8 protein-coding genes are annotated in these 10,488 nt (G+C 65.4%); 6 read left to right on the top strand and 2 right to left on the bottom strand.

Annotation, left to right across the window (positions count from 1 at the left end):
• Nucleotides 1-63: 63 nt before the first annotated feature.
• Both ACY693_RS08420 and crtD read right to left on the bottom strand, forming a co-directional pair.
• Nucleotides 64-798, bottom strand: coding sequence for a carotenoid 1,2-hydratase (locus tag ACY693_RS08420; RefSeq protein WP_462321381.1), 735 nt, complete (start codon nt 796-798; stop codon nt 64-66).
• Nucleotides 799-992: 194 nt separating this feature from the next.
• The gene (gene crtD / locus ACY693_RS08415) at nt 993-2,495 is read right to left on the bottom strand and encodes a 1-hydroxycarotenoid 3,4-desaturase CrtD (RefSeq protein WP_462321380.1); all 1,503 of its coding nucleotides are present in this window, start codon (nt 2,493-2,495) and stop codon (nt 993-995) included.
• 189 nt (nt 2,496-2,684) lie between these two features.
• Here crtD and ACY693_RS08410 point away from each other — a divergent pair, with 189 nt between their 5' ends.
• The 6 genes from ACY693_RS08410 to bchZ all read left to right on the top strand — a co-directional run bounded on the left by ACY693_RS08410 (nt 2,685) and on the right by bchZ (nt 9,911).
• Complete coding sequence (locus tag ACY693_RS08410; protein WP_462321379.1) at nt 2,685-3,578, top strand: polyprenyl synthetase family protein; 894 nt, start codon at nt 2,685-2,687, stop codon at nt 3,576-3,578.
• Nucleotides 3,579-3,601: 23 nt separating this feature from the next.
• On the top strand, nt 3,602-4,729 hold the full coding sequence (locus ACY693_RS08405; protein WP_462321378.1) for a methyltransferase: 1,128 nt from the start codon (nt 3,602-3,604) through the stop codon (nt 4,727-4,729).
• A gap of 162 nt (nt 4,730-4,891) precedes the next feature.
• The gene (bchC, locus tag ACY693_RS08400; RefSeq protein ID WP_462321377.1) at nt 4,892-5,836 is read left to right on the top strand and encodes a chlorophyll synthesis pathway protein BchC; all 945 of its coding nucleotides are present in this window, start codon (nt 4,892-4,894) and stop codon (nt 5,834-5,836) included.
• Nucleotides 5,829-6,821 carry a chlorophyllide a reductase iron protein subunit X gene (locus ACY693_RS08395; RefSeq protein WP_462321376.1) on the top strand — a complete coding sequence of 331 codons (993 nt, stop codon included), beginning with the start codon at nt 5,829-5,831 and terminating at the stop codon, nt 6,819-6,821. The genes bchC and ACY693_RS08395 overlap by 8 nt, the downstream gene beginning before the upstream one ends.
• A gap of 64 nt (nt 6,822-6,885) precedes the next feature.
• Nucleotides 6,886-8,445: a chlorophyllide a reductase subunit Y gene (gene bchY, locus ACY693_RS08390; protein WP_462321375.1), complete on the top strand. Its 1,560-nt coding sequence runs from the start codon at nt 6,886-6,888 to the stop codon at nt 8,443-8,445.
• Nucleotides 8,445-9,911, top strand: coding sequence for a chlorophyllide a reductase subunit Z (bchZ, locus tag ACY693_RS08385; RefSeq protein WP_462321374.1), 1,467 nt, complete (start codon nt 8,445-8,447; stop codon nt 9,909-9,911). Before bchY ends, bchZ begins: the two co-directional genes overlap by 1 nt.
• The last annotated feature ends 577 nt before the right edge of the window (nt 9,912-10,488 follow it).

Here is a 10,488-nt window from a genome sequence, read left to right as displayed (position 1 = left end):
CGTCGTCCGTTCGTCTCTGATCGAGCTGGGGTCCAGCGGGGGTCCAGCTGGAATCAGGTCGGGCTAGCGGGCGCGGGCCGGTCGCCCGAGCGCGATGCGCGGCATTCTGAACGGCAGCAGCATCTGCACCCAGGGGGTGTCGAAGCGCGTCAGAGATAGGCTCTCGTGAAAGGCCGTGACGCGCTCGCCGAGCAAGGTGGTGCGAACGCTCGAGCGGGCATAGAAGGGGGTATCCTCGAGTGTCTCGAGCACCTCGGCGCCTTGGCCCGAGTCGGCCTGCGTTGCACGCGGGATGCGCCACCAGAAGGTCGTCTTCAGCGGTGTTCTCGGCGGTGGCTCGAATGGCTCGGCTGCGCCGGTGCCGTCGAAGCGCAGCGCCAAGGCGCGGCGCTGGCCATCGATGAAGGTCGTGTCATAGAGCACTGCTGCGCCACGGCTGAGCTTGGTGCGTGACCAGTCCCATTGGCGAAACCCGTTCTCGAGTGGCTCGTCGCCGCCGTTGCAATCCAGATAGCCATTGCCGGACCAGCGCAGACCGGGCTCGCTGAGCTCGACCTCGACCCGTGACTCAGGGGCAATCGGCCACCAGCGGTGCCGGCCCGCAGGGTCTAGCTCGGTCAGCTGGCCGGTCAGCGCGCGGGGGTGGACACGCACGCGACCGCGAATGCGTTTGGGGATCGGTGCACCGCGCTCGTCGATCTCAACGCTGAGGCTGTTGCCGTCCCAGCGGACGCGGCTCGGGCCAATGATGAGGGTGTCGGCGCTGCGGAATAGCTGCTGGCGACCGCGCTCGGTCATGGCCCAGCCGCGCCGATCCTTGCCGTAGAGGGCGACATTGAGCGCGCAGAAGTGCTCGGGATCGGCCTGTCCACGGCGTCGAGCCCAGGCGTAGTAGGGCGAGAAGACACTGCCGATCAGGGCGATGATGGTGATCCCATACTGATCATCATCGCTCAGCGCATCGATATACCACCATTGATAGGCATTGGCGCTTAGCGCCTGATCGAAACGCGGTCCGCGGTCAAGCTCGCCGCTGCTTGCCGGCCGGAGAGGGCCGCCATCGGCACGCCCGGCCCCGGATGCGTGCTGCCCCCCGCCAGATAGAGCCCCAGTACCTTGGTGCGCGCCCCCGGCCGAGAGAACGAGGCCATCCAGCCATGAGAGGCGCGGCCGTACAGCGCTCCTCCGGTGGCCGGGAACAGTTGCTCGAAGACCGCTGGCGTGGTCACCTGGGTGTGCGCAGGGTCCAGCTGGATACTCAGGCCGCAGCGTTCTAAGAGGCCAAAGGTGCTCTGGGCGCATTGCTCGATCTCTGCAGGATGGAAGGGATGGGTATCGCCGATCGCCGGCGCATTGACTAAACACAGCAGGCGTTCGGCACCTTCGGGCGGCGGCCCGTCTTGGGCGTCTCGGTCTTGCGCGCAGATGTAGACCGTGGGTGCGCGCGGCAAGCGCTTTTGCGCCAGGATGTCGTCGAACTCGGCCTGGTAGTCGCTGGAGAAGAAGACCGTGTGGCGGCTGAGCGGAAAGCCTTCGGCCTTCGCGACCAGGTTCCAAGTGACCGCCGAGAGGGAGCGGTCGGCGGTTGGCGTTGGCGGCACGGCGCGACTGATCCGCTTGCCGAATAGCCCGCTGGCCACGGCATTGGTGTCGCCATTGATGATCACGGCGTCGGCGGGTACAGGCTCGCCGTTGCCCAATCTGACCCCGCTGACGCGGCCGCGCTCGAGCTCGATCTCGCTGACCTCGGTCTGGTAGCGGAAGCGGGCGCCGAGTCGCTCGGCGAGTCCGGCGAAGGACTGCGCGAGCGCGTGCATGCCGCCTTTGACGAGCCAGACACCATCCTGCTCGACGTGCGCCACCAGCATCAGGGTTGCCGGTGCCACATACGGCGATGAGCCGCAGTAGGTCGCATAGCGGCCGAAGAGCTGGCGCAGGCGCGGATCGCGGAAATGTTGCCCGAGGGCCGACCACATGGTCGCGAAGGGCTTGATGTTGATCAGCCCGCCGAGACCACCTGGGCCAACCCGGCGCACCAGCCCCACTGGGCTCGGCCGGGTGGCGCTGATGAACGGCTCCTTCAGGGTGCGGTAGATGGCCTGGGCATCCTTGCTGAAGTTGAGGAAGCGCTGCCGCTCGGCCGGACCCGAGAAGGCCGCAACCGCATCCGCCGAGCGCTCGAGATCAGCGAACAGGTCCAAGCGCTCGTCGGCGCTCCAGGCATGGCGGGCCAAGATCTCCGCCTGCTCGAGATCGACCTCGGACTCGAGCGAGGTGCCGGCGGCCTCGCAGATGGCCTCGAACACCCAACGCATGGTGAACACGGTGGGCCCGGCGTCGATCCGGTGCTCGCCAACAGCTACCTGGCGCATCTTGCCGCCAGGTCCGCTGGCGCGCTCGAGTACCGTCACATCGAGCCCGCGCGCGGCAAGCTCGACAGCCGCGGTCAATCCCCCGATTCCGGCCCCAACGATCACGACTCGATCCGTAGCCACAGTCCACCTCGCTCAAACTGCTTACATTGGGAGCGTTTTCGACGGGAGAGTTGATCCCAGTCGTTTGACGCTCCTGAGGTAGCTGACTATCTTACATGACACAACTGGGTAACAGGCCGCTCCGATGATCCTCAGGGCGCAGCATGGCCGGCGGCCCGATAGTCAACTGTTTCTACGGGGACGCACTTGATGGATGCCTTGCAGCGGATTGAGCAGGCGCTAGACGCCGCCATCACGAAAGGAATGGGTGATGACTCGCCGCCCTTGTTGCGGCAGGCCGTGCGCCATGCCGTGCTGACACCAGCCTCACGGGTGCGCCCGCGCCTCTGTCTCGCCGTAGCCATGGCCTGCGGTGATGATGTCCCCGCCGTCTCCGATGCAGCCGCGGCCTCGCTCGAGCTGCTGCATTGCGCCTCGCTGGTGCACGATGACCTGCCGTGCTTCGATGATGCCGACATGCGCCGCGGCCAACCCTCGGTGCATCGTGCCTATGGCGAGCGTCTCGCGGTGCTCGCCGGCGATGGCTTGATCGTGCTGGCATTCGAGAATCTGGCTTGGCATACGCTGCGCCATCCCGAGCGTCTCGCGCCGCTGCTGATGATCGTGGGTCGAGCCGTGGGTCTCAAGGACGGCATTGTCGCCGGCCAGGCCTGGGAGTGCGAGGATCAGGTCGATCTGAGTGACTACCATCGGCAGAAGACCGCAGCCTTGTTCGCGGCCGCCACCGAGGCCGGCGCGGCAGCAGCGGGGCGCAATCCGGCTGAATGGCGCACCTTGGGGGCTAATCTTGGCGAGGCCTATCAGGTGGCCGATGATCTGCGCGATGTGGCGGGCAATGCCGATGAGCTGGGTAAGCCGGTCGGTCAGGATGCGGCGCATGAGCGCCCGAGCGCTGTCGCCGAGCTCGGGACCGATGGCGCGCTTGATCGTCTCGTCGGCCTGGTCGTCGAGGCGGTGGACTCGATACCGACTTGCCCCGGTGCCGACAAGCTGCAGGCCTTGGTGATCGGTGAGATGCAGCGCTTGCTGCCGCCCCCGATGGGCGAGGATTTCATGCGCCGGCTCGCAGCCGCGCGCGCCTAAGGGGCAAGTTGAGGGGCAAGCAGATGGGCTTTGGCTTCGACTGGCGTGAGTGGCGCAATCGCCTGATCGCCCGCCCGGGCTTTCAACGCTGGGCGGCGGATTTTCCGCTGACGCGTGCGGTCGCACAGCGTCGCGCGCAATCCCTCTTTGATATCACCGCGGGCTTCGTCTACTCGCAAATCCTCTATGCCTGTGTCGAGCTGGATCTGTTCGACCGGCTGGCAGCGGGACCACAGTCTCTGAGCACGCTGGCACCGGCGATGGGCATGACAGAGGCGCAGGCCGATCGGTTGCTGCGCGCGGCGGTGGCCCTTGATCTGCTCGAGCGGCGCGGTGTCGATGATGCAGGCTCGGCGCGTTTCGGCCTCGGCAATCACGGCGCGGCGATGCTGGGCAATCCTGGCATTGCGGCCATGGTCAAGCATCACCGGATGCTCTATCGCGACCTGGATGATCCGTTGGCGCTGTTGCGCGGCGAGAAGCAAGAGACCGAGCTCGGCCGCTACTGGGCCTATGCGAGCTCGCTCGACCCGGCGCAGGAAGGCGACGCATCGGTTTCCGAATACAGCGAGTTGATGAGCATCTCCAACGCTTTCGTCGCTGGCGATGTGCTCGATGCCTATTCCTTGAAGGGGCACCGCTGCCTGATGGACGTCGGCGGCGGGCAGGGCAATTTTCTACTCGCGGCGGCCGAGCGCTGGCCGCACTTGCGTATCCGGCTGTTTGATCTGCCAGCGGTTGCCGCGCGAGCGCAGCGGCGCTTCGAATCGCTGGGTCTCGGTGATCGGGCCGAGACCTTCGGTGGCGACCTGATGAGCACGCCCTTGCCGAAGGGGGCCGATATCTGCTCGCTGGTGCGCGTCGTGCACGACCATGACGACGACAAGGCGATGCAGATCCTGCGCGCGGTGCGGGCGGCGCTGGAGCCTGGCGGCACGCTGCTGCTGGCAGAGCCGATGGCCGAGACCCCGGGGGCCGAGCCGATTGGCGATGCCTATTTTGGTCTCTACCTGTTGGCCATGGGCAGTGGTCGACCGCGACCGCCGCGTGAGCTGAAGGCGATGCTCCGCGAGGCGGGTTTCGATGCAATCCGGATGCAGCGGACTCGGCGCCCGATGCAGACGCGACTCCTGGTCGCGCAGGTGACCTGAGCCTTGTTGATGGATGTGTAAATTTATCTTGACATAATCGACAGTCAAGCTAGACTGACACTTGACTGCTCTCGGGCTTAATCGCCTGAATTCAGTCATCCATTTCCGCCACCGACCGAGCCAGCACTGATTGCAACGCATCCTGTGAACGCCTCTGCTGACATGTCCTCACTCGCCGTCGTCCTCGACCAGCCGCGTCAGCTCGCGCTCAAGCGCTTGCAGCTGACGACGGCGAGCGACGCCGATTGTGTCGTGGACATCGCCTATAGCGGCATCAGCACGGGCACCGAGCGATTGCTCTGGACGGGTCGCATGCCGCCGTTTCCTGGCATGGGCTATCCGTTAGTGCCTGGCTACGAGTCGGTTGGGCGGGTTATCAAGGCCGGCGTCGACAGCGGTCGCAGCGAGGGCGAGCAGGTGTTCGTGCCCGGCGCGCGCTGCTATGGTGACGTGAACGGCCTGTTCGGCGGCGCTGCGTCTCGGGTCGTGGTGCCCGGCGCGCGGCTGCTGCCGATCCCCGATCATCTGGGTGAGCAGGGCGTGCTGATGGCGCTGGCTGCAACCGCCCACCATGCCATCGCCGGTGAGGGCAAGACCTGTCCGGACCTGATCGTCGGCCATGGTGTGCTCGGACGACTGTTGGCGCGGGTCACCATTGCGTTGGGTGCGCCGCCGCCGATGGTCTGGGAGACGAATCCGCAACGGGCCAAGGGTGCGGTGGGCTACGATGTCGTCGACCCGCAAAGCGATGACCGTACAGATTACCAGGTGATCTGTGACGTCAGCGGCGATAGCCTGCTGCTGGATCAGCTGATCGCGCGTCTGGCGCGCGGCGGAGAGATCGTGCTCGCGGGCTTCTACGAAGCGCCGCTGTCGTTCGAGTTCCCGCCGGCCTTCATGCGCGAGCTGCGGCTTCGTGTCGTGGCCGAGTTTCGTGAGTCGGATCTGATTGCCGTGCGCGGGCTGATCGAATCCGGAGCGCTTTCATTAGAAGGTCTAATCACCCATCGTTATGCGGCGACCGATGCGGCCACCGCCTACGAGACGGCCTTCGATGATCCGACCTGTCTGAAGATGGTTCTCGATTGGAGAGGAATGAATGGCTAACGCCTCTGTAGCGTCCACTGCTGTGAACGTCGGTTTGCCCGAGCAGTCGGCCGTCTCCTCGAGCGCGTCGCCGAGCTTCAAGCAGACCCAGATCATCGCGATCTATGGCAAGGGCGGGATCGGCAAAAGCTTCACGCTCGCCAACCTGTCGTACATGCTCGCGCAGCAGGGCAAGAAGGTGTTGCTGATCGGCTGCGATCCGAAGAGCGATACCACGACGCTGTTGTTCGGTGGCAAGGCCTGTCCGACGATCATCGAGACCTCATCGAAGAAGAAGGCCGCTGGCGAAGAGGTTGCCATCGGCGATGTCTGCTTCAAGCGCGACGGCGTGTTTGCGATGGAGCTCGGCGGCCCTGAGGTCGGCCGGGGCTGCGGTGGGCGTGGGATCATCCATGGCTTTGAGATCCTCGAGGGGCTCGGTTTCCACGAGTGGGACTTCGACTACGTGCTGCTCGACTTCCTCGGTGATGTGGTCTGCGGCGGCTTTGGCCTGCCGATCGCCCGCGACATGTGCCAGAAGGTGATCGTCGTCGGCTCCAACGATCTGCAGTCACTCTATGTCGCCAACAATGTCTGCTCCGCGGTCGAGTACTTCCGTGGGCTCGGCGGAAATGTCGGCGTGGCTGGCATCGTCATCAATAAGGATGACGGCACCGGCGAGGCGCAGGCCTGGGCGAAGAAGGTCGGCATCCCAGTGCTCGCGTCGATCCCCGCCGATGATGACATCCGGCGCAAGAGCGCGGCCTATCAGATCGTCGGACAGCCTGGGGGTGCCTGGGCGCCGCTGTTCGAGGAGCTCGGCGTGAATGCCACCGAGGCGCCGCCGCTGCGAGCCACGCCGCTGAGTCAGGACGAGCTGCTGAACCTATTCTCGGGGGATGTGGTGGGGCGCGACGTGGTGCTCGAGCCCGCGAGCATCGAGGATATGTGCCCAGCCGGCAGCCTCGATAAGCCATCCCTCGAAGTCATCTACGACGAGGCATGACAGCGCCCTAGGCGGCCGCTGTTGAGCCCGAGAGAGGCGTATGCATACAGAGTCTTCGGCCCCGATGAGCGACGACGCAGCGCTCAACGAGGAGGGTCACGGCTGCCATGCAGGCGCCGATGAACTGCGTCGAGCCGCAGAAGCGGCGGGTAAGAGCGATGTGCTCGAGCGCTTGGCGACCGACTATCCCACCGGACCCCATGATCAGCCCCAAACGATGTGTCCGGCCTTTGGGTCTCTTCGCGTCGGTCTGCGCATGCGCCGCACCGCCTCCGTCCTTTGCGGCTCGGCCTGCTGTGTCTATGGGCTGAGCTTCACCTCGCACTTCTATGGCGCGCGGCGTAGCGTCGGCTATGTCCCCTTCGATTCCGAGACCCTAGTCACCGGCAAGCTGTTCGAGGATGTGCGCGAGGCTGTCCAGCAGCTCTCGGACCCGGACAAGTACGACGCTGTGGTGGTGATGAACCTCTGCGTGCCGACCGCCTCCGGGGTGCCGTTGCGGTTATTGCCAAAGACGCAGAACGGCGTGCGCATCATCGGCATCGACGTGCCGGGCTTTGGCGTCCCGACCCATGCCGAGGCCAAGGATGTGCTGGCGAGTGCCATGCTGCGTTACGCGCGCGGTGAGGCCGAGCAGGGGCCGGTGCAGGCGCCGCGCGGGGGGCGCAGCGAGCGGCCCACGGTGACCTTGCTCGGCGAGATGTTTCCGGCCGATCCGGTCGGCATCGGTGCGATGCTCGAGCCCTTGGGGCTGGCGACGGGGCCCGTGGTGCCCACCCGCGAGTGGCGTGAGCTCTATGCCGCGCTCGATTGCGCAGCGGTCGCCGCCATCCATCCCTACTACACCGCTTCGATCCGCGAGTTCCAGAAGGCGGGACGCGCCGTGATCGGCTCGGCACCGGTGGGCTACGATGGCACCGCCGCCTGGCTGGAGGCGATTGGCAAGGCCTGCAACGTGCCTGACGACAAGGTTGCTGCCGCCAAGAATGCCTTCTTGCCGGCGATCAAAGGGGCTATGTCAAAAGCGCTGATCGATGGCACCATCACCGTCTCGGGCTACGAGGGCTCCGAGCTGCTGGTAGCGCGCCTGCTGATCGAGAGTGGGGCGCGGGTGCCCTACGTGGGCACCGCGACGCCACGGACGCCTTGGTCGGATGCCGACCGCGAATGGCTCGAGGCCAAAGGCGTCGTGGTCCAATTCCGCGCCGCCTTGGAGCAGGATAAGGCCGCGGTCGATGCGGTGAAGCCGGATGTGGCGATTGGCACCACTCCGGTTGTCCAATATGCGAAGGAGCAGTCGATTCCGGCGCTCTACTTCACCAATCTGATCTCCGCACGACCCTTAATGGGGCCTGCCGGTGCGGGCTCGCTGGCGCAGGTGGTGAATGCCGCGCTCGCCAGCCAGGCACGGTTTGATCGGATGACCACCTTCTTCGCCGGCGTTGGCGAAGGTGACACCGCCGGTGTCTGGGATCGTCAACCGACCGCGCGCCCGAGTAAGCCGAGCGCGAAATCGGCCCGTCAGCAGCCCCATAAGCAAGCCCAAAAACAAGCCCTAGAACAAGCCCAAGAACAGTTAGGCCATCCAACAGGCCAGTCAGCGCAGTCTGGAGACGAGTCCTGATGCTGATCCAAGACCTCGACCGCGCCGGCGGCTATTGGGGATCGGTCTATGTGTTCACGGCGGTCAAGGGACTGTCGGTGATCATCGACGGGCCGGTCGGCTGCGAGAACCTCCCTGTCACCGCAGTGCTGCACTATACCGACGCGCTGCCGCCGCACGAGCTGCCCGTGGTCGTCACCGGACTTGGCGAGAAGGAGCTCGGCCAGGAGGGGACTGAGAACGCGATGCGTCGTGCCTTCTCAACCCTTGATCCCGAGCAGCCGGCCGTCGTTGTCACCGGCAGCATCGCCGAGATGATCGGCGGGGGTGTTACACCCTCGGGAACGCCGATCCAGCGCTTCCTGCCGCGCACCATCGATGAAGACCAGTGGCAGAGTGCCGATCGGGCGATCGCCTGGCTCTGGAATCAATATGGTGTAGCAGGGGCTAAGAAGCGCGCCAAGGCCAAGGCGAAGAAGGCCAAGGCAGGCCAACAGGGCGACAAGCCGCTGGTCAATATCATTGGCCCGATATACGGCATGTTTAACACCTGGTCGGATCTGGCCGAGGTGCGACGATTGATCGAGGGCATCGGCGCCGAGGTCAATATGACCTTTCCGCTCGGTACCCATCTTGACGACATTCCGCGCCTGGCCGATGCCCAGGTCAACGTCTGTCTTTACCGCGAGTTCGGCCGCAAGCTCTGTGAGGCCCTAGAGAAACCCTATCTGCAGGCGCCGATTGGACTGCATAGCACCACCAATTTCTTGCGTGCCCTCGGTGAGCTGCTGGGGCTCGATCCGGAGCCCTTCATCGAGCGCGAGAAGCACACGACGATCAAACCGATCTGGGATCTCTGGCGCTCGGTGACCCAGGACTTCTTCGGCACGGCGAGCTTTGGCATCGCGGCGACCGAGACCTATACCCGCGGGGTGCGCCATTTCCTCGAAGACGAGATGGGGCTGCCCTGCAACTTCGCCTTCCCCCGTCGACCCGGAAAGAAGCCCGACAACGACGCGGTCCGCGAGGCCGTTCACGAGCGCACGCCGCTGATCGTCTTCGGTGGCTACAACGAGCGGATGTACTTGGCCGAGATCGGGGGCCGCGCCGCCTTTATTCCGGCCTCGCTGCCTGGCACCATCATCCGCCGCCACACGGGGACCCCGTTCATGGGCTATTCGGGTGCGACCTATCTGATCCAAGAGGTCTGCAACGCGCTCTTCGACGCGCTGTTCAACATCCTGCCGCTTGGTCCCGATCTCGATCGGGTCGAGGCGACCCCGTCACGCCTGCATCGCGAGCTGCCTTGGGAGTCCGACGCCCAGCGCCTGTTGGACGAGATCCTCGAGGCGACGCCGATGCTGACCCGGATCTCGGCTGCGAAGCGACTGCGCGATGCAGCCGAGCGTGCAGCTCGCGTGGCCGGCGAAGACTGTGTCACCGCCTCGACGCTGCGTGAGACCAAAGAACAACTCGCACGCGGTTGAGTGGCCTGAAAGGGCCCCTTTCCCTTCCTTTGAGTGATACCCAAAGCACGCCAATTGTCGGCACGACATAGCGGAGGGTCGGGTGGCGGCGAGCGGGGGTGTCGACGGCATGGATGCCGTCGTCAAGCCTCCATTAAGGACGGATTCACGGCGTCCCCCGGTCGACGCTGCCCGACCCGGAGCGGGCTCGAAGCGCCGAAAACTGATCTGCGATGGGTATAGACGTGAGTTAGGCGCTCATGCGTCGCTGCGTCACCCACCTATACGGCCGCCGGGCCACCCGCCGACCGGTCTAGCTCGGCGCCTGCGTCCAGCAGGCTGGCGGCGGCCGTTCATCTTGGCATGGGGCCTCGGCTTCGGCTCAGCATGGGGCCTTGGCATCGAACGAGCTGACGGGTCTCAGGGAGCGAGCACGCGCCCTATCACGACTCGGGTGCAATCGAGCTCCGCTCGACATCATTGAGCACCATCATCGAGTACCTGGGCGCCGCTGCCGGAACCGCAACGCCTGCCTCATTTTCTCGCCAGCCACGCCAGCCACGCCAGCCACGCCAGCCACGCCAGCCACGCCAGCCAC

It is taken from the genome of Halochromatium sp., from assembly GCF_054919635.1.
Note: the sequence above shows the minus strand (reverse complement) of the source record. Positions and strands in the feature narration are given on the sequence as shown.